The organism is Cellvibrio polysaccharolyticus (assembly GCF_015182315.1).
In the GTDB taxonomy this organism is placed as follows: Bacteria; Pseudomonadota; Gammaproteobacteria; order Pseudomonadales; family Cellvibrionaceae; genus Cellvibrio; species Cellvibrio polysaccharolyticus.
In genome coordinates this window covers 1,982,826-2,005,326 of sequence record NZ_PRDL01000001.1, presented here as the reverse complement: position 1 = coordinate 2,005,326, position 22,501 = coordinate 1,982,826, and the positions used below count along the sequence as shown (strand labels likewise).

Annotated in this window: 17 protein-coding genes; 6 read left to right on the top strand and 11 right to left on the bottom strand. The window is 51.1% G+C overall.

The window, feature by feature from the left end; genetic code table 11:
* Window positions 1-25 precede the first annotated feature (25 nt).
* Window positions 26-544, top strand: coding sequence for a DUF6942 family protein (locus tag C4F51_RS08560; protein WP_193908968.1), 519 nt, complete (start codon window positions 26-28; stop codon window positions 542-544).
* A gap of 86 nt (window positions 545-630) precedes the next feature.
* Window positions 631-1,989: a CAP domain-containing protein gene (locus C4F51_RS08555; RefSeq protein ID WP_193908966.1), complete on the top strand. Its 1,359-nt coding sequence runs from the start codon at window positions 631-633 to the stop codon at window positions 1,987-1,989.
* A gap of 322 nt (window positions 1,990-2,311) precedes the next feature.
* On the opposite strand, the gene egtD is transcribed toward C4F51_RS08555, so the two are convergent.
* Both egtD and egtB read right to left on the bottom strand, forming a co-directional pair.
* A complete protein-coding gene (gene egtD, locus C4F51_RS08550; protein WP_193908964.1) occupies window positions 2,312-3,292 on the bottom strand; it encodes an L-histidine N(alpha)-methyltransferase in 981 nt (326 codons plus the stop codon).
* 70 nt (window positions 3,293-3,362) lie between these two features.
* Window positions 3,363-4,619, bottom strand: a complete 1,257-nt coding sequence (gene egtB, locus C4F51_RS08545; RefSeq protein ID WP_193908962.1) for an ergothioneine biosynthesis protein EgtB — start codon at window positions 4,617-4,619, stop codon at window positions 3,363-3,365.
* Between the two features lie 411 nt (window positions 4,620-5,030).
* Here egtB and ybaK point away from each other — a divergent pair, with 411 nt between their 5' ends.
* Window positions 5,031-5,501, top strand: a complete 471-nt coding sequence (gene ybaK / locus C4F51_RS08540; RefSeq protein WP_193908960.1) for a Cys-tRNA(Pro) deacylase — start codon at window positions 5,031-5,033, stop codon at window positions 5,499-5,501.
* Window positions 5,502-5,560: 59 nt separating this feature from the next.
* Here ybaK and C4F51_RS08535 read toward each other — a convergent pair whose 3' ends face one another.
* Window positions 5,561-6,082: a cytochrome b gene (locus C4F51_RS08535; RefSeq protein ID WP_202987656.1), complete on the bottom strand. Its 522-nt coding sequence runs from the start codon at window positions 6,080-6,082 to the stop codon at window positions 5,561-5,563.
* A gap of 230 nt (window positions 6,083-6,312) precedes the next feature.
* Window positions 6,313-7,206, bottom strand: a complete 894-nt coding sequence (locus tag C4F51_RS08530) for a bestrophin family protein (RefSeq protein WP_193908951.1) — start codon at window positions 7,204-7,206, stop codon at window positions 6,313-6,315.
* A gap of 283 nt (window positions 7,207-7,489) precedes the next feature.
* Between C4F51_RS08530 and C4F51_RS08525 the strand changes: the two genes are divergently transcribed.
* Window positions 7,490-8,593: a DUF533 domain-containing protein gene (locus C4F51_RS08525; RefSeq protein WP_193908948.1), complete on the top strand. Its 1,104-nt coding sequence runs from the start codon at window positions 7,490-7,492 to the stop codon at window positions 8,591-8,593.
* A 67-nt stretch (window positions 8,594-8,660) separates the two neighbouring features.
* On the opposite strand, the gene map is transcribed toward C4F51_RS08525, so the two are convergent.
* The 7 genes from map to C4F51_RS08490 form a co-directional block, all read right to left on the bottom strand.
* Window positions 8,661-9,407 (bottom strand): type I methionyl aminopeptidase, encoded by a 747-nt coding sequence (gene map, locus C4F51_RS08520; protein WP_193908946.1) that lies wholly within the window; start codon window positions 9,405-9,407, stop codon window positions 8,661-8,663.
* Between the two features lie 14 nt (window positions 9,408-9,421).
* Entirely contained in the window at window positions 9,422-10,195 is a 774-nt protein-coding gene (locus tag C4F51_RS08515; RefSeq protein ID WP_202987655.1) for an adenosylcobinamide-GDP ribazoletransferase, read from the bottom strand.
* Window positions 10,195-10,818, bottom strand: a complete 624-nt coding sequence (locus C4F51_RS08510) for a histidine phosphatase family protein (RefSeq protein WP_193908944.1) — start codon at window positions 10,816-10,818, stop codon at window positions 10,195-10,197. The genes C4F51_RS08515 and C4F51_RS08510 overlap by 1 nt, the downstream gene beginning before the upstream one ends.
* Entirely contained in the window at window positions 10,815-11,888 is a 1,074-nt protein-coding gene (gene cobT / locus C4F51_RS08505; RefSeq protein WP_193908942.1) for a nicotinate-nucleotide--dimethylbenzimidazole phosphoribosyltransferase, read from the bottom strand. Before cobT ends, C4F51_RS08510 begins: the two co-directional genes overlap by 4 nt.
* Before the next feature lie 158 nt (window positions 11,889-12,046).
* Window positions 12,047-13,108 carry a DUF4380 domain-containing protein gene (locus tag C4F51_RS08500; RefSeq protein ID WP_202987654.1) on the bottom strand — a complete coding sequence of 354 codons (1,062 nt, stop codon included), beginning with the start codon at window positions 13,106-13,108 and terminating at the stop codon, window positions 12,047-12,049.
* Between the two features lie 290 nt (window positions 13,109-13,398).
* Entirely contained in the window at window positions 13,399-15,984 is a 2,586-nt protein-coding gene (locus C4F51_RS08495) for a cellulose-binding domain-containing protein (RefSeq protein ID WP_193908940.1), read from the bottom strand.
* Between the two features lie 143 nt (window positions 15,985-16,127).
* A complete protein-coding gene (locus C4F51_RS08490; RefSeq protein ID WP_193908938.1) occupies window positions 16,128-17,798 on the bottom strand; it encodes a lytic polysaccharide monooxygenase in 1,671 nt (556 codons plus the stop codon).
* A gap of 1,254 nt (window positions 17,799-19,052) precedes the next feature.
* Here C4F51_RS08490 and C4F51_RS08485 point away from each other — a divergent pair.
* Complete coding sequence (locus C4F51_RS08485; protein WP_193908936.1) at window positions 19,053-20,912, top strand: glycoside hydrolase family 6 protein; 1,860 nt, start codon at window positions 19,053-19,055, stop codon at window positions 20,910-20,912.
* Between the two features lie 147 nt (window positions 20,913-21,059).
* Window positions 21,060-22,496: a cellulase family glycosylhydrolase gene (locus tag C4F51_RS18320; protein ID WP_193908934.1), complete on the top strand. Its 1,437-nt coding sequence runs from the start codon at window positions 21,060-21,062 to the stop codon at window positions 22,494-22,496.
* Window positions 22,497-22,501 lie beyond the last annotated feature (5 nt).

Sequence of the window (22,501 nt, the reverse complement as noted above, 5' to 3'; positions counted from 1 at the left end):
CTCTACTGGAAAACATTCAGCACAAATGGCGCAACCCCTTCAGGGATTGGGTTGCGCTAATGCGCCGCTGCGTTTTTATATCGCCAACCGTCCGCCGCTGGATCATTACCCTGCCCTGAACCATCTGCAACCGCTCGCGCCCGGCGAAATTGCCCACATTGTGGCCAATACCAGCAACCATTGGCGAAAAGCATTCAACGTTTGCGCCAAACTGGTATTTGACTGGCATCATCAAAATGGCCACAGCGGTCTTCCGGTTTCCTGGCAGGCGTATCGGGATGAATGGCTTTTTCAAAATGGAAAAGGCGCAACATTACTTTTCAGCCCGCCGGATTTTTCTGCCAACTGCTGGCATATTATTTTTGGCAAAACTTACGCCACCAGCCTGGCCATACCCGGGCTGGTATGGCACGACAGCTGGTTTGCCTCTTTACCCGGGCAGCCGCTCATTGTGTCGCCCTATCCCGATTATCGGCAGCTCTCCAACGAGCGAATCCGGCGTTTGCTGGAGTTTTTGCCGGCGATGGATACCCCCAAAATGTGATGCAAACGCATGGCTTTTCCGGCCTTTCTCACAGATTGCACCGATGATAACGCGTAAAATCTGTTTTATTTTCGCGGATTATCCCCATGACCAGATACCTGTCGCTCGCCCCTCTTCTGCTATTGCTTACCGCCTGTGGTGGCAGCAGCGACAACAATTCATCGCCTCCCGCCAGCAGCAGCCCGATTAACACCTCATCAGTTATATCAACGCCGGCCTCTTCACTGTCATCGTCCCTTCAATCGGTTTCTTCCAACAGTTCTTCCAGCCTGGCGGTGTCTTCGGCGGCACCATCTTCTCAGGCTTCGTCAAGGTCACAAGCTTCATCCAATAGCAGTTCGGCAGCTGCAACCACTGCGCCTGCCGGGCTTTCGGCCACCGCGGCTCAAGGCAGTGTGACCTTGCGATGGAACAACGTGCAAGGTGCTACCAGCTATAACGCCTATGTTGCCGCAGAGAGCGGAATTATTCCGGCCAATATTGCCGCTTTTGATGAAGGCCGACGGATAGAAAATGTCAGCTCGCCTTACACCTTGAGCGGGCTACAAAATGGCAAACCGTTGTACTTCGTGGTAACCGCCAATCGCGCCAATGTTGAGAGCAATCCGAGCAGCGAAGTTTCTGCAATCCCCACCGCGTTACAAAGTGCACTGGCCCCCACCGCCCAGGAGGTGTTGGTGATTGAATTGATTAACCGGGCCAGAGCCAATCCGCTGCAAGAAGCTGCTCGCTATGGTATCAATTTAAATGAGGGTATAACCGGCACGCCGATTTCCGCAGAGGCAAAACCACCGCTGGCCCTCAACACCCGTTTGCAAAGCGCGGCGCGGGATCACTCGCAATGGCTACTGGATAATAATGTCTTTTCTCACACCGGCATTAATAACAGCAGCGTGACCGATCGCATTCGCAACAGCGGTTACAGCCTGACCGGCTCCTGGGCTACCGGGGAAAATATTGCATTGGCCGGGGCTTCTGGCAACACCATTAACCTGACTCAATATGCGTTTGAACAGCATGAGGGTTTATTCAAGTCAGCGGGTCATCGCAGCAATATTCTCAGTAACAATTTTCGTGAAGTCGGTGTAGGCCAACTGCAAGGCTATTACGCTTATCAGAATGGCGGGAGATTTTTATCTTCCATGCTCACGGAAGTTTTTGCTCGCACCGGCACCAATCGGTTTTTGACCGGCGTTGTTTACGAAGATAGAAATGGCAATAATTTTTATGATGTTGGCGAAGGTTTGAGTAACACCTCCATCCAGATCAATAATAATTTCTATGAAGTATTTTCCAGCGGCGCTTACAGCATTCCGTTGAGTGACGGCACTTATACTATGACAGTACATGGTCTTGGTGAACAGCAAACACACTCTTTCACCATCAATGGCAACAACCTCAAGCGAGATGTTATCAAATCAGGGAATGCGGTTAACATTAGATAACTGAAAGACTATTTGGTCAGAAAGCAAATAACCGGACGTTTATTCAATACCACCTGGATGAGAAACTTTCAGGCGGGCACAATGCGAGTTTGGCATCAAGCGGTTTGTTCCAAAACTGTCGAGTCAGGGACGCCCGCCATGGATGGCGGAAGTTAGAGCAATGCAGGAGCGGTTTCCGTTGACTCGTCAGAGCTACAAGGATGTATTCATGCATTTTTGGAACAAACAGCTTGATGACAAACCTACAGAATGGCACTGACTCTTCCACCAAAAAACGATCCGTAATCTCGTCAATGTTTTTCAAGTATACCAACCAGCGTGACTAACGCGCCGTTAGCAAAAACATCGAAAACATATCATCCGCTGCGGCCCAACGTTTTACCGTTCCCCAGCCAGACATAGCCGCCAATCTGGCAAACTCTTCCGGGTGATATTTGTAGGAATTTTCGGTGTGGATGGTTTCATCTTCACAGAAGAAAAAATGCTCCCCGGCCACAGTTACGGTTTGCGCCACCTTGCTGCGCAAATGCATTTCAATACGCCCGAGGGATTTGTTATACCAGGCTTCGTGTTTGAAGCAGCCAATATCAAAATTTCCGTCGAGTTCGCGGTTGATACGTTTAAGGATATTTTTGTTAAACCGCGCGGTAATACCGGCCTGATCGTTGTAGGCCCAATGCAAAATGCGTGTGTCTTTTTTGGTGTCCACGCCAATAAGCAGATGGCTGCCCATACCCATGCTGTCGCGCATATGGTGCATAAAATGGATGGCTTCATCCGGCAACATATTACCAATCGTTGACCCCGGAAAAAACCCCAGCAGCCGGGTACTGCGCTCGGGCAAAGTGACGTAACCGGTAAAATCTGCCTCAATGGGCGTTACTTTCACCTGGGGATAGCGGCGGCTTAAACCCTGCGAAGCCATGCGTAAATGTTCACCGCAAATATCGACCGGAATATAGCGATTTAAAAAAGGGATACCGTCAATCAACAAGCGTATTTTATGTAAAGACCCTGCCCCGAACTCGACAACACCGAGGCCTTTTTGCTGGTGACCGGCAAAAAATTCCCGCAAATCTGCGGCAACACCCGGCAACATGGCAAGCTCGGTACGGTAAGGATAATACTCTTCAAGCTCACAGATTTGATTAAAAAGATGGGAGCCTTCGGCATCGTAAAAATACTTGGGCGAGAGCCGCTTTTGGGGTTCGCCAAGGCCTTGTAAAACATCTTGCAAAAACAGGTTATCGGGTACCGCAACCGAAGGTACAACAGCGGTTACTGCAGAAGAGTAGTTCAACATAACATTCGCCTCTGATAAGTCCATATGCTGTGCTATTTCGTTGCCTGTTAGCCACAGACAACCCTGTCTGTTATCCGGCCAACCGCAAACCGCTGAATTGCCAACGCTGGTGAGGATAGAAAAAATTTCGATAACTGGCGCGCATCTGGTGAACCGGTGTCACACAGGAGCCGCCCCGCAACACCATCTGATTCATCATAAATTTACCGTTGTACTCGGCCAGTGCGCCCTGCTCTGCTTTAAACCCCGGATAGGGTAAAAAGCTGCTATTGGTCCACTCCCATACATCGCCATAAATTTGCCGAAATGTTCTTTTGTTATGCCCGGCGACGGGATGCCAGTGACCATTTTCAAGAAAATTACCGGCAACCGGTTCTGCCGCAGCAACGCGCTCCCATTCAAATTCGGTGGGGAGGCGGCGCCCGGCCCAGCGAGCGAAAGCGTCAGCCTCATAAAAACTGATATGGCAAACCGGTGCCTGCGGATCAACCGTAATAAACCCCTGCAAGGTCATTTGCTGCCAATGGTCTTCCTGCTTTTGCCAGTAAAGCGGCGCACTCCAGTGTTCTGCCACACAATGCGACCAACCATCGGAAAGCCAAAGTTCCGACTTTTGGTAGCCACCATCGTCCATAAACTGCAACCACTCGCCGTTGCTCACCGGTGCGCTTGCGATGGCGAAGTCATTCAGCAATACCCGGTGTGATGGCTGCTCGCAGTCGTAAGAAAAATTTTCTTTATCGCTGCTGCCAATCCGAGCGATGCCGCCCGCCACCTCAATAAAGGTTGCGGGCTTCAGCGGCGGTTGAGGTGGTAAGGATGTGGTTGCAATGCTGGTAAACGCGTAAGGGTTTTGAAAGAGCGCGTGTTTGAGGTCAGTGAGAATCAATTCCTGGTGCTGCATCTCATGGTGCAAACCAACGCAGGTTAATCGGGCGATGCGCGTATCGGCATCTTCCAGCAAATGCACCATGGCATTATCAACATGATCACGATAGGCCAATACTTCGGAAAGTGACGGGCGGGATAAAAGCCCGCGCTGGTGACGTGGCGTTCGCTTACCTACCGCATCGTAGTAGGAATTGAATAAATAATTGTAAGCAGTTGAAAAACAACGATAGCCGGTAAAAAATCGCTGTAATAAAAAATTTTCAAAAAACCAGGTGGTATGGGCGAGATGCCATTTCACCGGACTGGCTTCCGGCATGGACTGCAACATCATATCTTCTTCAGAGAAGCCCGCCGTCAGGCTGAGAGTCAATTCGCGGACGCGCCGGTAGTCGTCAACGAACGCATACCCGGTGGGCTGAGGAACACTTTTCTGCATGACCTGAATACTCTGCTAAATAAATGACTCGATGACACTGCACGCGTGTTTTCATTGTTTTGACGACAGTTTGTGTGTATTACCGGCTATTTACTTACCTGATATTTTGTTGTTTTTTAGTATCAGAATTCAGGTATAGCAAGAATCCTGGAAAAGCCCCAGTAAAATATGCTTATTTATTAGTCAGAGGCGACAAATTATCAATGCATGAGCGAGGATGTGATTTGTCCGGCATTTTTGAGTCACTTCAATCACGCCTGATTAAAAAGAGACGTTTGCGCGATGGAATGTTGTTTATTCACCCGGGCGGCTCGCTGGTGAGCCACCCGGATTACTGCGAAAACTGGCGTCTGTTTCTGCGATGTTTTATGATAAAAGCCCTTCGCACTGGCTTTGGACACGTCGGATATTATGACTCCCGCAATTCTCCTCGCGCAAAAACACCAGGTTGAACACCACATTCATCAATACCATCACGACCCGGCAGCAGAATCTTATGGTGAAGAGGCTGCACAAAAACTCGGGGTCAGCACAGAGCAGGTTTTTAAAACCCTGGTGGTGATGACTGACAGTAAGGAATTGATTACCGGTGTGGTGCCGGTTTCCGGCACTCTGGATTTGAAAAAAATAGCCAAAGCGGCTGGCGAGAAGAAAGTTGTCATGGCAGACAAGCAACTGGTTGAAAAAGTAACCGGTTATGTATTGGGCGGCGTTAGCCCATTGGGGCAAAAAAAAGCGCTGCGAACCTTTGTTGATGAATCCGCACAATATTTTGACACGGTGTTTGTCAGTGCCGGCAAACGCGGCCTTGAAATTGAATTGGCACCGGACGATTTGTGCAAACTGACGGAAGGGAAATTTGCCGATATTGGCAGAGAGTGAAGAACGGTTTTCAGGCTGGTCAAACCGGCACAACCGGTTGACCCACCCGACAAAGAAATTTACCAGACTTTTTTCATGCTGCCATCGCGTTTTACAAAGTGATGCCACAAGGCAAAACCTATGTGGCCGAGAATCATAATCGCCAGCAGGGTTGCCAATGTGGCATGCCAACTGCCCAGAGCGGCTAATAATTCACTTTTGGTTGAACCGCGCTCTACCAGCTGATAACCGAATGCTTTCAAACCAAAACCGCGCCCCAGCATTAAACAGATTGCGCTCAGCGGCACCAACACCAGCAACAGGTAAAGCGCATAGTGTCCCAGCTTCGCCATGATACCGGCAGAGGTTTGTTGGCGACGCACATTGCGCTGGGTAAACACCCATAACAAGCGCAAAATAACCAGCGCCATTAATACCAACCCGATAGAACCGTGGTAAGGCACCAGTGTTTTAGCCACCCAATGCTCACCGTCTGCAATGTCATCGCCGAACTTCAGCAGCTGCCAAAAAACCAGCACCGCCATTCCCCAGTGAAAAACCCGCGTAACCAATCCGTAAGATTGTTGATTATCCTGCAACATAAACGTCTCCGATCAATCTGCTCCTGACGTGAACAGGCCTATCCATAAACGGACAGGCTGGTATCAGGGCAATTTCTATTTTGTTGATTTAATAAGGCGGCCCGAAAAAAACGGACACAACCACGGCAATTTCATGGTAGCAGGAATGGCATGCAAATTAACGTGAGGAATGTTCAGGAATGTAAATACACCATGTAAAGTTTGTGCACACCGCAGCGAATAATAGCGGGCTACAACAACACATCATTGATGGCGTTAACCGGTTGCGGGGTTGGCTCGTCGAGCATGTCCAAAACCGAAATTTCAATGCTGCGGCACAGTGCGTTCAAGGGTAAATCATTCGCTTCCACATCAAATGGATCGGTAATTTGATCGCCCAGCGCATCGAGGCCAAAAAAGGTATAGGCGAGAATGCACACTGCAAAGGGCGTGAACCAACCCAGGCTATCAACAAGACAAAATGGCAATAAAAAACAATAGATATGCACCGTGCGGTGCAGCATAAGAATGTAGGAGTAAGGAACCGGGGTAGATTTAATACGTTCGCAACCGCCCTGCACGGCTGACAAGCGTGAACATTGTTCATCCAATTGTGACCGTAAAATATCACTGACCTGCTGCTCTTTTGCGGTGCCAAGCAAGGCGCGGGAAAAATTCAGCAACCGCTTTTCTGTACACACAGGTTCATCACCCGCAAGCGTTTTCAATTCCGCAGACATAGGTGCTTCGCGCAGTTGATCTTTCAGGCTGTAGGCAAAAGCAAGCAACTGTTGGGCAAGCGCCAGGCGCTGCTCCCGGCCAAGCGCCGGCATAAAGGTGAGCATTTGCCGAATGATATTGCGGCAAACAATCAACAAGTCGCCCCACAAGGTACGTGCTTCCCAAAAGCGCTGATAAGCAGTGGTATTGCGAAAGGCAAGGAAGATTGCGAGGGTCAAACCCCATAAGGTAAACGGCGTGGCCGTGAGCGCAATTTTGTAGTCCAGCAGCTGGCCGTGAGTGGCGACCACAAAGGAACTGACCAGCACAGTAAAGAGAACTTTTTTCCAGATAACCGGAACAATGGTGCCGCGGATGGCAAATAACAAGGTAAACAGTGTGGGCTTTTGTGAGCGAACAATCATGCGCTGATCCGACGGTACAAAAGGCACTCCTGGCGAGCACCGAAGCCGCTATTGTAATCAGCCAAACAGCAGCAGACAATGCGTTGCAACAGAAACAAAATGGCAACCTTGTGGTCATAATGCCCGGCAAGTTTTCCGCCCTGCGGGGCCGAAAATACCTGCCATAAATTCAGCGCAAAAATTGACCCGGGCAACCCGCCACGCTGTCATATTTCTGCAACAAACAACTGCCATAGTGCTCGGCTTTTTTTCTCAAACAGCTAATTCAAGGGAAGACTCCCGTATGACAACCCCGTACACCGCAAGCCAACCGAATGAAGCCCGGCAAAACCAGGGCATTCTGACCATCGCTTTACTGGCCGCCTTTGCCGATGGACACAAGCACGACGATGAACGGGAACAAATTCGCACCCTGGCCGACTCACTGGCCGGTGAAGGTGGTATGCCCGAATTGCCCCGTCTTTATCAGGCCGTGTTACTGAAACGTGTTGATCTGGCCAGCGCCAGCCAGGCACTGGGTGATGACCTGGGTGCGCGGCAACTTGCTTATGAAATGGCCGTTTGTGTGTGCGATGCAGACGGTATTCAAAGCCCGGAAGAAAAGGTCTTTTTGCAGCAGCTGCACCATGCGCTGAAGTTGGACACCGCATCGGCTCAAACGGCTGCTGCCGCCGCTGCCGACAGCCAGCAACATGCCGATGCGCTGGCAGCCATGCCGTTGCCCAACGATGTGATCAACCCGATTTATAATCAGACGCAACAACAAGCGAACAACCAACCTTACACACAAACCGCCAATACCGCTTATGCGCAACCGGCGGCCGGTGCTAACACCGCTGCTACCGCACCCGCCGGGCTGGCCTTGCAAATTCCTGAGGCCGAGCTGGATTCCCGTATTCTTAAAGGCGCGATTCTTGCCGGTGCGCTGGAGTTGCTGCCACAGTCGTGGGCGACCATGGCAATTATTCCGCTGCAAATTCGCCTGGTGTATCGCGTTGGTCAGGCCTACGGCGTTAACCTGGATCAGGGGCACATCAAGGAATTTATTACTGCCGCCGGCGTGGGTTTAACCTCGCAGTACATTGAACAATTCGGGCGCAAACTGATGGGTGGTTTGCTGGGCAAAGTTGCCGGAGGTTTGGGTCGCGGCTTGGGTAGTGCAGCAACCGGCGCGGCTTTTTCGTTTGCCACTACTTATGCGCTGGGGCATTTGGCAAAACGTTATTATGCCGGTGGCCGCCAAATGAATACGGCCCTGTTGAAGCAGACGTTTGCTGAACTGAAACAACGCGGTAGCGGTTTGCAGAACCAGTACGCGCCACAAATTCAACAACAGGCCAGCTCATTGAGTGCCGGTAGTGTGATGCAGATGGTGAAAGGTGTTTAACCGATTTATTCGCCCCGCCGGTTAAACCGGACCATAAAAAATGGCAACCCATGGTTGCCATTTTTTATTAATGCAAGGTGGTAATAATCGGCCGGCCTTTGGTGATAATCATGGTGTGTTCAAATTGGGCGGATAAATTTCCCGGTACTCCGGACAACGTCCAACCATCAGCCTGCTCATGCACCAATCGGCTTTTCGTTGACAGGAAAGGTTCGATGGTAATTACCATGCCCTCTTTCAAAACGCGCTTGTCCTTACGATCGTAATAACCGGCAATATGACCCGGTTCTTCGTGCAGTGAGCGGCCAATGCCGTGGCTGCCAAGATTTTCAATAATTCTGAATTGCCAGCTTTGTGCGGTTTGCTCAATAGCCCGGCCAATACCGTTGAGTGGTTTACCCGCGCGGGCGTATTGCATGGCATTTTCCAATGCGGCCAGGGTAGCGCGGCATAACCGCTCTTTCACTTCAGTCACCGGAGGTACTACACGTGTGCCGCCGGTATCTGCAAAATAACCGCCGAGTTCAGCGGATACATCCACGTTGACCACATCACCCGGCTGAATCACGCGGTCACCGGGAATACCATGAGCGGCTTCTTCGTTAACGCTGATGCAGGTAGCGCCGGGAAAATTGTAGGTAACAAACGGCGCGGAGTTGGCTTCGTATTTTTTCAACAGGGCTGCACCAATGGCATCCAGCTCACGGGTGGTCATACCTGGCTCGATGGCATCCAGCATGGCTTGCAAGGTGCGCGAAACAATAGCACCAATTTTTTTCAGCGCTATCACATCGGCTTCGGAACTGATGGTCATGATGCTTTCCTCTGTTAAAAACCTGTCAAGGTTTGATAAAAACCCATGGTTAGCCCAAACAATACCGCGGCCTCGATAATTTCCAGCAAGGCACCGGCGGTATCACCGGTGGTGCCATTGAGGCGGCTGATCATCAATTGACGCAACCCGAAAAATGTTGGGATAACACACAAAGTCACTGCCAATGTAAAAATCCACGGCAGAAATAAGGCGCACATTATCGCAACACCAGAAATGATTAGCCACAAGCTTTTGCGCGGCATGGCGCTATTAAAGTCGGCTCCCAGGCCGCTGGCTCGGGCGTAGGGCGTTATCATCATCAATACCACTGATGCACAACGGCCCAGCAAGGGCGGTAATACCAGCCACCACGCGCTGTGGGTTTCCAGCAAAGCCACCAGCAACGAAAATTTGAATATCAGTAAACAGCTGACGGTCATTACCGCCGCGGAGCCGCACCGTGGATCTTTCATTATTTCGAGGGTGCGTTCCCGGTTGCCGTAACCGCCAAGCCAGGCATCAGCACTGTCAGCAAGACCATCCAGATGCAGGCCACCGGTTATAAATACCCACACCACCAGTATCAGCGCGGCCAGGGCGATGGGTGGTAATAAAAAATGCCCCAGCCAGGCAATCGCCGCGAGTAATAAACCGATAACCAGGCCAACTAACGGAAACGCGCCCAGAGAGCGCCCGTTATCAGCCGCTGATATATTTTCGATGCGCGGCATAGGGAAGCGGGTCAAAAATAAAAAAGCGATAATAATCGCCTTCATGATTGAAGCCATCAGGGATAAACCCCGTTCATAAAGATGACTTGTGGCCAGTCGGGTTTGTTGGCTTCATGGAAAACTTGTACGCGTGACAAGGCCGCTTCGGGCACAGCGATGCGCGATAAAGGTCGCAATGGCATCGCCAGAATATGTGCCAGAATCATCCGCACCACACCGCCGTGGGTCACCAGCAAAATATGTTTGCCACGCATTTCTGTTAGCAAGGGTTCCCAACCGGCGATGACCCGTTGCTGGAAGTTTTTCATCGTTTCTGCGCCCGGCGGCGGCGAGGAAAGCGGGTCGAGCCAGAAATTTTCTACCGCTGTGGCGTTCTCCTCATAGACGTCACTCACCAGCTGCCCTTCCCACTCACCGAAATTAATTTCGCGAAAATCGCTGTGCAGGTACAAAGGCACGTCGTATTGAATAGACAGGGTTTTGGCAAAGTCACTGCAACGACTTAAGGGCGAACTGATAATAGCGTCCCAGCGCGGCGGGTTTACACCAATGGTGTTAGTCATCTGCTCAAACCCGGCAGCAGATAAAGACGAGTCGGTACTGCCACGAAAAATTTTTCCGCCCTCGGCTTCACCGTGGCGGAATAAATCAATGGTAGTACTTGAGAAGGTTTCGCTCATGACAGCGAGCCGTTGGCAGCGGTGGATACGGCCGCCTCCGCAAAAGTGGCCATGCCGGTATGTAATTGGCAGGCATGTTTAACCAGCGGTAAAGCGAGTGCCGCCCCGGAACCTTCGCCGAGGCGAAGCCCCAGATTGAGCAGCGGTTTAAACATAAAAGCTTCCGCAACAATACTGTGCCCGGGTTCGGCAGAAAGGTGGGATAGCAGCAACCAGGGACGAACCGACGGGTTGATGCGCATGGCGAGCAGCGCCGCGACCGAACAGATAAAACCATCTACCAGCACAACAATACCCTGTTGTGCGCAACTGATAAAAAACCCGGTGATAGCAGCGATTTCAAAACCGCCAACGGCTTGTAATTGCGCCAAAGGTGATTGATTCGCCAGCTGATGAAAGGCCAGCGCCTGCTCCACGACGGTGATTTTACGGCTGATACCGTCTGCATTCAGGCCAGTACCCGGCCCGACCAGGATCGCCGCCGGAAAACCCGATAAGGCGCAGGCCAAGGCACTTGCCGAGGTGGTGTTAGCAATGCCCATTTCACCGGCAATGGCAAGATCGACATCTTCCGCAGCGCGCTCTGATGCCACCTGCTGCCCGACTGCCAACGCCCGTTGCAAACCCTCGCTGGTCATGGCTGGTGCATGCAAAAAGTTGGCGGTGCCTTTGCCGAGGTGATATTGCGTTACACCGGGTAAATCTTCGGGGTCAGCGACGGTGCCGAGGTTGTGCACCGCCAGCGGCAAACCCTGCTCGCGGGCCAACACCGATATCGCCGCACCGCCGCGGGCAAAATTGCGAATCATTTCCGCCGTCACCGCCTGCGGATACGCAGAAACACCTTCTACCGCGATGCCGTGATCAGCAGCGAAAATATCAATCGTCGCCTTGCCAATATGCGGAGTTTCACTCGCTTGTAACCCGGCAATATGCACCGCCAGGGATTCCAGCTGCCCCAAAGCGCCCAAAGGCTTGGTCAGCTGCTGCTGGCGCGCCATCGCCTGTTGCAAGCTGGCTTCACACAGTGGCCTGGCCGGTTTGCTGTACCAGAAGTTCTCACCGCTCATGATGTTAAACCCTGAGAAAATGAGCCATTATCCGGCATTTGCCGCGGTAAAGCCAAAGCCCTCGCTGGCGCAGAAGCCCGGCGCGTCAACTTATCAATAAACGTGCTGTTCTCCGTTTGTTATGGCATGACCAAAACGCTCAAGCCAAACCCTGAGTATTATTTGATGGCAACGCCCGCCTTATTCAAGCGCTGCTCCAACAACGGAATTTGCTCCCGTAAAAAGGCGGTTTCTTCGGCAGCAGTGGCTTGCCCCAGGTAAGGCAGCAAGGTCCAGATTTCGGTGGCCGACATGCGTTGGCCAGGGGCGAGTTTTTCGTAAGGCGCATGCACTTCCATCTCCAGTAAACCGGCGCTGGCATCGCCCGGAAAATATTCCAGGTAGAGTTCTATCTGCCCCTGCTCCGGATGAATCCGCGCTTCAGGTTGCAGAGGAAAATGAATGATCAGCACCTGCTCGCCGTAGAAACCCGCCATCCAGCCGGCATCCGGTTGAATAAAAACTTTCCCGCGGCGCGCCTGCGCCGGTGCTTCCGGCGTGGTGAGATTGAGCGTTAGAAAGCTGCCATGCCATTGGTAATCCAGCGGTGCATGCTGTTCATCAGTGATGTGCTGAAAACGCGCCTGCTCTTTATTAGCGACCGGAACATAGGCGCGTGCTTGCGGATGCAAACGGGTGTTAAACCATAAATCCCAGGCCACCGGTTCATCGCGCGTATTAACGGCTTCAGCCTCCAGCAAAATGGAGTCAGGCAAGCCCTCTATCAGTTGCCAACGTTTTCGCAACTGCAAACCGGACACCGGGCTTGGCTGACTTTCCAGTTCAATACGCTGTGCCGAGTGCTTTATCACGGTGTCGGTTCCCTGCCCCAGCCAGGGGTCAGGCGGCCACACGGCTTTTTTTGCTGCACGCGCCGGGTTCACCGACTGGTGCACCCACCAGGCAGATTGCGGGCCTACCCATATTTCATGGCCCAGATAAGCAATATTGTCTGCGCCGGCATGAACATGCGGCGCTGGCTGCTGCTGAACCGCATCGCCAACTTTTAATATATTGTTCTGGCCATTTCGCGCTACAGACAACACCCGACCGCCAATATTCGGCGTCAGGGTAAGCGTTAATGACTCACTGCTGAGGGATAATTTTTTTACCGGTTCATCGGCGAAAGCCATGAGCGGAATAGACGTTATTAAAAAAAGACTTGCCAGTGAGAGCTTCATTTATTTTTTTCCTGACGGTGCCAAGGTATTAGCTAAAAAGAAGGAGATGAACCTTACTGCAATAAAAAACCGGCCACAAGAGCCGGTTCCCGTTATTAAACAATACCTCGACTACAGCAGGGGTTACTTCAAAACACATTAATAAAATCCCTTTAGCTTGCACAAACCGTCCATGGCTTGCTCATTTTGAAATAATGCTCCGACGCCAAATTCGCATTGTGCACGGTTGACGTTGTTACCCTTTAAACAGGCCACTGGAGTCGATTTTTACCGCTTTATTGAACCTCTACTTACTGGCACAAGGTGCCGGTTAATACGGGAATGTTCGCCGCTCCGCCGGGTTTTGTGCCTTGCAGACCAACTTCCAGCGTTGTACCCGGTTGAATGGTGGCATTCCAGGATAGCGGCGTCAGTGTGTAAGGATTGTTACCAGACAACTCGCCATTCCAGCTGTGGCTGATACGTGTGGCATCAGCAAACTGCCAGCTGACCTGCCAGCCGGAGACGGGTTGGCTGCCATTATTGGTAATGCGTATAGCGGCGTTGAATCCACTCCCCCAATCATTGGTGACGACATATTGGCAACTGCCCGAACCGCTGGCGACACTGGACGTTGAACTGGAATGGCTGCTGACAATGGCAGAGCTGACACTGCTCACACTACTGCTGGATACCACCGGCAGGCTGCTAACCGATGAAACCGAACTGCTGCTACCGCCAGCCGCAGGCTCACCAAATGCAATGCCGCGTCCGGCTGTGCTCATGTAAACACGACCGAAAATATTCAGGTCGCCCATGACAAAACGGCCATTACCCGGGCCGCCATATTCGTGATCGTTGTCATTTACGCGCATCCAACTGGCACCTGTGTCGGTTGAACGGTATACACCTTTCACTCCCGCCACTGTGCCCCATAGATAGACAGCGGGATAACTCGCGCCTGGCGCTTCCTTGCCAAAACCGACTGCCCCGGCATGTGACACGCCGGAAATAGTGGTAAAACTGACACCACCATTCACAGAGCGCGCCAGGCCGCCGCCGTGAAGTGCAACCCAGATATCACCCTCGCGACCAGGTGCCGCACGAATAACATTGGAGCCACCGGAAGCCAGCGTACCCACCTGAGAAAAAGAAACGCCGCCATTGCTACTCGCCAGTAAACGGCCATTGTCGTAGGCATAAAAACGTTGTGAGTTGATGGGGTCTGCCACCGGAAATGCATTGTTGGCAGTGAGCCCTGACACGACGCTCCAACTGCCACCAACGTTGGTAGAGCGGTAGCTGGTGGAACTGTTCTCCGGGCTGTGCAGCAACACCGCACCATCGGCCGATAGCGCTACCTGGCCATTGGTGCCATTCATTGTGGCAGTGCGAGTCCAGCTCAGCGCCATATCGGTGGAGTAGTACATACCCGGATTATCACCGCCACCGGCACGCACCAGAATATTCGGATTCTGCGCCGCTACGGCAATGCCGGTTGAAGTGCCCATGCGGGGCTGATGAATTTGTCCGTAACTGCGTACATCGGTATGACGGAATCCGTCGTAGTCACCAATCACAGAAACCAGCGGACCACCGGGAACACTGACCAAACCAAGCGGCACCGTTTCTTCCAGACCTTTTACGGTGAAATCCCAGGTGGTCAGCGTGTTGTTAATATTTTCTGTTTTAAAAATACCATTGCCGGATGACACCCACACCCGCCCGGCGTTGAATGGGTCAAATTCAATGGAGCCGGTCCAGTGGATCGCATGGCCATTAATCCAGGGAATACCGTTATTGTTCATGGCAAAACCGCGATCAATAACATCAGTCCAACTGGCACCGCGGTTGGTTGAAATTAAAATGCGGTCGCCATACGCCGCGTCGTATTGCTGCATCCAGGTGTTGATGGTGCTTAACACCAACCGTGCCGGATTGGCCGGGTCAATACTGATGCCCCCAAAACCACGGGTAAAACCGGCCGGCGTGATATTTGTCCAGGCGCCGGTGGCGGTGTTGTAACGCCACACCTGCCCTGCTTCCATGGGTTCAGGCACCGCCCAATGTCCATGTGGTCCAGCGCCATCGGCATAAGTCACGTAAAGATTACCATCGCTCGCCAATACAGCACGTTGCGGCATATTCTGTGTTGGCGCATCGGTAATTGCGGTAAACGTAGCGCCGCCGTCGGTGCTTTTAAATAGGTTGGCACCGTGGCTGGTAAAACGGGAAACCCCTACATACAAGGTTTGCGTTTGGCTGCCGCTGGACGAAGATGCATCAAGCACAACAAAACTGATTCCGTTTTCATTCGGTGTGGTTGTAATATTCAAACCGTTCAAACGAGTCCAGGTTGAACCATAATTGGTACTTTTAAATAAACCGTTCCAGCGTGTTCCTGCATATAAAATTTGACTGTTGAGCGGGTCGACTTGTAATTTTTCACCGGTTTGTCTGCCCATGCCATTACCGTGAGCACGAAACTGGCTGGTAACATCCAGCACTGAAAAATTTTGTCCGTAATCCGTTGAGCGGAGAATGGCGGTTTTACCGTTATTGAAATAACTGATACCCGCCAACATATATACCCGATTCGGTTGCTGTGGGTCGGTAGCGATAGACTCAATGCCAAGAAAACCGGTCTCTTCTTCCGATACCCAATCAGTGAGTGGAATCCAGCGCGCATTACTGGCATCCCAACGATAAGCGCCACCGACATCGGTACGTGCATAAATCAAATCCGGCTCGGTTTTACTTGGCACAATGGCCGACACAAAACCACCACCGCCAATAGCCACACTGTCCCATTGATAAGGCACCGATGTTTGTGCCCAGCCAAGAGACGCAACCGAAAAACCGAGTAGCAAGGTTGATAAGGTATTTTTTATATTCATAAAAACTCCGCCATGTAAAAATTTTTAAAAGCGAAAATTGATAAGGTTATTATTGAAAAAACGGAATATTCGGGCTGGCGAATATTCCGTTACAACATCCCTGTTGTTGCTTTATAAAAAAAGATATTTTGAAAACGCCTTAATTATGAGCCGCAAACATTACCGGTAACGACCGGTGTGCTTGCCGAGCCAGCGCCTTTGGTGCCCTGGAAGCCGAATTCCACACTGTCACCCGGTTGAATAGCGGCATTCCACCCCAGGTTACTGGCAGCGTAAGGATTCTCACCGGAAAAATTCACATTCCAGGCGTTGCTGACGCGGGATTGATCGGCATACGCCCAATTCACCGTCCAGCCATTGATGGCCGTTGTACCCTTATTGGTGATACGAATGGTCGCGGTAAAACCGGTGTTCCATTCATTACTAATAATGTACTCACAGTTGCCGCCAGGAGATGGCACAACCGAGCTGGCACTGGAGGCTGACGAGGTACTGCTGGAGGAAGAACTGCTGCTGCCTTGCTGAATATTCAAATACACGTTGGCGTAATCAGAGGGCAGCTGGGCATAAATACGATTACCCGTGGCACTTTGCACCGGATTAACATTGTCATTGCTATCCAGCGCCCCCACCTGCACATCCGCTGCGGCGAGATTGACCGCCTGAGCCAACGCATACGTCCACTCAGCGGCTCCCTGATTCGCCGCGTTAATATCCAGCGGAGTCGATGGAACATACACGTCCTGTCCGTTTTGGCGCACAAAACGCAAATTGACTTTGTCTCCCGCTTCCAGGGTACGAGCAATGGGTGTGAGTGCCCCCAGATCAGCCCAATTACCAGCAACATCGGGAGAGTGCGTGATCGTGAAAGCAGCATTGCTGACAGATCCGCCCGATGAGGCCAATAAGCGAACCGTTACCGCGCTTTCGGCTTGCGGATTGGCAAGCGTTAATGTGGTATTGGCGGCGGTAGTACTCGACAAGCTGTACAGTGCCGGATTAACCGCATCAATACTCCACTGATAAACGAGATTGTTGCCGGTGGACGCAGCAGCACTTAAGGCAACAGTTCCCGCGCCGGTAAAACTGTTACCGGATGGTGTCGCACTGATATTGGCAACCACAGGGTTGGGCTCACTACCGCCGCTGAATGAGGCATCTATACAGCCGTGAAAGCGCTCGTAAGTCCACTGATTCCGCCCCCACTCGGCATAAATAACATGGCGCCCGGTACGCTGCGGAATATCACAAACGGTGTGAAATAAAGCGTTGCCTTTATCCGGAATGGCATTGGGATTGGCAGTGGGATTTTTATCATCGTAATTAATAACGCAGAAGGCTTCTGTTTCAAAATCATTCCAGGTTAAGGCCTGCCCCACCTGAAATTGAAAATCCGGCTTGGTAATCCAGTAACGGAATTCTTCTGTGTCATCGTAATGTGGCCCCCAGGAAATATCCCAGGTAATGGTTTTGGGGCCAGCCGTCATGGCATTGGTTGGCCAATCGATGGCTTTATCCCAGGGCGTGGCACCACCATTCCAGGTTTCGCTATCAAAACCACACACATGGGTTGGCAAAGGCGTTACCCCTTTTCGACCCACATCGTGGGTAAGCACACTCATAAATTGATAGCCACCATTCATATCGCCCGCAAAGGCCTGGCCACAGGCCGAGGTGGGTGAAGCTTCATGGGGTTTTGTGGTGGCGCCACAAAGCCAATTGCGTGAAGGCGGCTCGGAAATCAAACCGTGCCCGAGAGTTGCCGCAGAGATAGACAGCGCTGTCATTGTGAGCGCCAGTTTTTTGATTCTCATACCAGACTCCTTACCAATATTTTTTTCAATGCAGGGTGGAGTGCAAGATCCCGATGAAACAAAACAACAGAATCTTACGTAAATCAGATTTTCACACGAGGGAAAGGGTTTTAATAATTCACTTTAAGCCATTATTTTCAAACAACTACTTTTTAGCCAAAACTTACAGCCATATTCCGGTTCAGGATAAAAACAACCAGACTCGAATGTTATTTAGCCAATAAAATCTTCCGACACACTTCAAAGCATTTACCCATGAATTGCAACACGACGTAAAACTCGAAAAAAATCCATTCCTGCGACAAGATCAATTTTTACCAATAAAAAACACATCACAACAAAGTAAAGCATAAAAAATAAAACGCTTAAAAACCCCAATTACCCAATTTTACTAGCGAACTTAAAAAACAAAAATCGCAACAACTGAATTCACTTTGGAAATAGGTTTTCATTTCAATATAGCTATTTAATATTCAAATCTTTTAGAAAAAACAAAAGTAAAATTTATAAAATTTTTATTAAAAAATAAAACACAGAAAATAGTTACCAATAAGCAACAAATCTAAAAAATTAAATCACCAGAAAAATGTGCTCTACTTCTCACCAAAAATAAAAGACATTAATTTAATTTGTTTTTCAAAAAAATTTAAATTAGCTTGAAACGCAACCGGGATTAATTTGGAAAACATTTCTCCGACGAGAAAAACATTTTTATAAAAATAAATACGAAAAAATCATTATTTTAAAAAAAACGAAATAACTGAAGCTCGAAAAACCCCTTGAAAAATTTACAGAGAAATTAAATATACCCCTTTAAAACAACAAAAAATGACAGCGCTGTCTTTCAAAAACACCAAGAGCACTCGCAATGACTTTTAGCGGTAACACCGATGAAAAACACGCCGGAGCCCGTTTTAGCCAATGCGGCAGCAGGTTGCCTTACCCAAACAAGTTCGCAGTCATCGTTTTTTCCGGGCGCAATGCCCGGCTTCGACCCCGCCAGCAGGCGGGGTACTTTCTGCAGTCCGGTTCTCCTTGCGCCGCCAGAGGGCGACACAACGAAAACGGGATTGTGTGTGGAATAACAACCCGGGGGAGCATGACGTTCCCCACTCTGCGCTCGCAATTCAGGGAGGAATGACACCGGAAAAAACAGCTCAGGCTGAGCGGGCTTTGTCATGAAGAGAGGCTTGGGAGCGCTTATCAGGGTCGACAACCTTTGTCGGCTTTATCAAAAAAATAAGGAGAATTACCATGATCGTTCAACAAAAGCATGGGCTCGGCCTGGCAGCATTGCTAAGCCTCGGACTGATGGCGGCCTCCCCGGCCGTCCTGGCACAGTCAGCCAATTGTCAGTATCTGGTCAGTAATGAGTGGGGTAGCGGTTTTACGGGGTTGGTGCGTATTACCAACACCGGCACCACCGCCATTAACAACTGGCAGGTAGGCTGGCAATACAACACCGCCACCCAGGTGACCAACAGCTGGAATGCCAATGTCACCGGCAGTAATCCTTACAACGCAACCAACCTGGGCTGGAACGGAACCATTCAACCGGGCCAGACCGCCGAGTTCGGTTTTCAGGGAATAAAACCAACCGGCACTGCTGAAATTCCGACGGTAACGGGGAATGTATGCGGCAGCGCGCAAAGTTCCAGCAGCGTTAGCAGCACGCCTGTTTCCAGCGCTTCATCAAGCTCAAGCAGTTCAGAAAGTTCTGTAAGCTCCGAAAGCTCTGTCAGTTCAGAAAGTTCGGTGAGTTCGGAAAGCTCGGCCAGCTCGGCCAGCTCGGAAAGTTCAGTGAGTTCGCAAAGCTCGGTAAGCAGTGCATCTTCCAGCAGCACACCAGGCAATCCCGGCGACTGGAGTGATCGCATGGACAACCCCTTTGTGGGCGCTAACTGGTATATCAACCAGGACTGGGCAGCAAATGCACTCGCCTCTGGCGGCGCCGCTATTGCTGATGTGAGCACAGCGGTATGGATGGATCGCATTGGCGCGATTGCGCCACAAGATCCATCACAACTGGGCCTTCGCGAGCATCTGGATGCAGCGCTGGATCAGGGCGCCAACCTGTTCCAGGTGGTTATTTATGATTTGCCCAACCGCGATTGCCATGCGCTGGCATCCAACGGTGAATTGCTCATCAGAGAAGACGGTTTCAACCGTTATAAAAATGAGTACATCGCACCGATCGTCGACATCCTTTCAGATCCGGACTACCGCGATATTCGTATCATTGCGATTATTGAGCCGGATTCCCTACCGAATCTGGTGACCAACATTTCCAACCCGGTATGTCAGGAAGCAGCGGGCCCAGGTGGATACGTTGATGGTACCCGTCACACCCTGACAGAGCTGGGTAAATTGCCAAACGTCTACAGCTATATTGATATCGGCCACTCCGGCTGGTTGGGCTGGGAGAACAACTTCACCCAGGCATCAACGCTGATTGCCAATGCCATTAAAGGTGCAGAAAAAGGCGTCGATAGCATTGCCGGTTTTGTGTCCAACACCGCCGGTTACACACCGCTGCGCGAGCCGTTCCTCGACTCACTGGTCAACAGCACCATGCCAGGTGGCGGCAACCCGGTGCGCTCGGCAACCTTCTACGAGTGGAATTACCATTTCAGTGAAGTGAGCTTTGTACAAGCCTGGCGCAACCGCATGATCCAGTTGGGCTTCCCGAGCACCATTGGCATGCTGGTAGATACCTCACGTAATGGCTGGGGCGGCCCCAACCGTCCTACCGTTGCATCAACCAGCAATATTCTCGATGTGTTCGTGAACAACTCCAAAGTCGATGGCCGTGTACATCGCGGTAACTGGTGTAATCAGTATGGCGGTATTGGCGAACGCCCAACCGTAGCGCCGGAGCCAGGTATTGATGCTTACGTGTGGGTGAAACCACCGGGTGAGTCTGATGGTGTTGCATCCGCCGGGATTATTGATCCGGTTGATCCGGCCAAAGGGTTTGACCGTTTCTGTGACCCCACCTTCACTACCGTGAATGGAACGCTGACCGGTGCCATTCCAGGCGCACCTCATGCCGGTCGCTGGTTCCATGAAGCCTTTGATATTCTGCTGCAAAATGCTTACCCGCCACTGCAATAACGCGGCTTCCGTGTACAAGGAAAGTCAGCTTCAGGGATGAAAACAACCAGCGGCACTTCGCCGCTGGTTTCCGTTTTTTTGTTACACAAAACTCATGACTGAAGGCTCGCTCTTTGACAAAAGCGCACAGAGCCATGGAGAAAAAACATGATAAATTCAGCACGTCGATATGCATTGATTACGCCCGCGCTTTGGCTGCTTGCAGGGCTAATTGCCACACCTTTTGCGCACGCACAAACTGCCGACTGCACCTATAGTATTTCCAACGAATGGAGCACCGGTTACACCGCCAATATTCGTATTACCAATAATTCGGCGCAAACCATCAACGGCTGGAATGTTTCCTGGCATTACCAGAACAACCAAATGACCAATGGCTGGAATGCCAATTTCACCGGCAGTAATCCATTCCAAGCCAGTAATTTGGCGTGGAACGGCAACATCACGCCAGGCACGCATGTGGAATTCGGATTCCAGGTGAATAAAAATGGTGGCGCCGCCGAACAGCCAGCAGTAGAAGGCAATATTTGCCATAGCAATTCACAACAAAGCAGCGTTTCATCGCAATCAAGCTACAGCTCCAGTGTTGTTTCTGTGTCATCCGTTTATTCGTCATCCAGTAGTTCAAACAGCAGCCTCTCCAGCCATCAAAGCAGCCAGTCATCCGGCGGGGCAACAGCGGGCGGCTTTGTTAGCGAACACGGACACCTGCGCGCCAGCGGCAGCCAATTACTAAACCGGCACAATCAGCCGGTTCAATTACGCGGCATGAGTTCACACGGGCTGCAGTGGTACGGTGAATTTATGAACATCGACAGCATTCGCTGGTTAAGGGACGACTGGGGCATTAACGTGATTCGCGCCGCCATGTACACCTCCAGCGATGGTTACATCAGTAACCCCTCGGTGAAATACAAGGTGTTCGAAATTGTTGAGGCGGCTATCGAGCTGGATATTTATGTACTGGTAGATTGGCATATTCTCAGTGATGGCAATCCACAAACTTACCAGCAACAAGCTAAAGTATTTTTTGATGAAGTCGCCAGCCGTTATGGCAATATTCCCAATATTATTTATGAAATTGCCAACGAGCCAAACGGTGGCGGCGTTAATTGGAATAATGCAATTCGCCCCTACGCTCAGGATGTCATTCCGGTTATCCGCCAACATGCTCCGGACAGCCTGGTTATTGTCGGCACCGCCACCTGGAGTCAGGATGTAACCGACGCTGCAGCCAATCCGGTCACCTTCCCCAATGTCGGCTACGCCATGCACTTTTATGCCTGCACACACGGCCAATGGTTGCGTGACAAGGTTGACCAGGCGAGAGCCCAAGGCGCACTGATATTTTCTACCGAATGGGGAACTGCCGACGCGACCGGTGACGGTCAGGTTTGCGAACAACAAACCCGGGAATGGATTAACTTCTTAAATGCACGGGGTATCAGCTGGGTTAACTGGAGCATCACACCCAAAGTAGAGGGAACCGCCGCCTTGCGTCCGGGCGCCAGCCCGACGGGAAACTGGTCAGCCAGCGATCTTTCGCCATCAGGCACTCTGGTAAAAGAGCTCATTAGCGAATAAAAAAC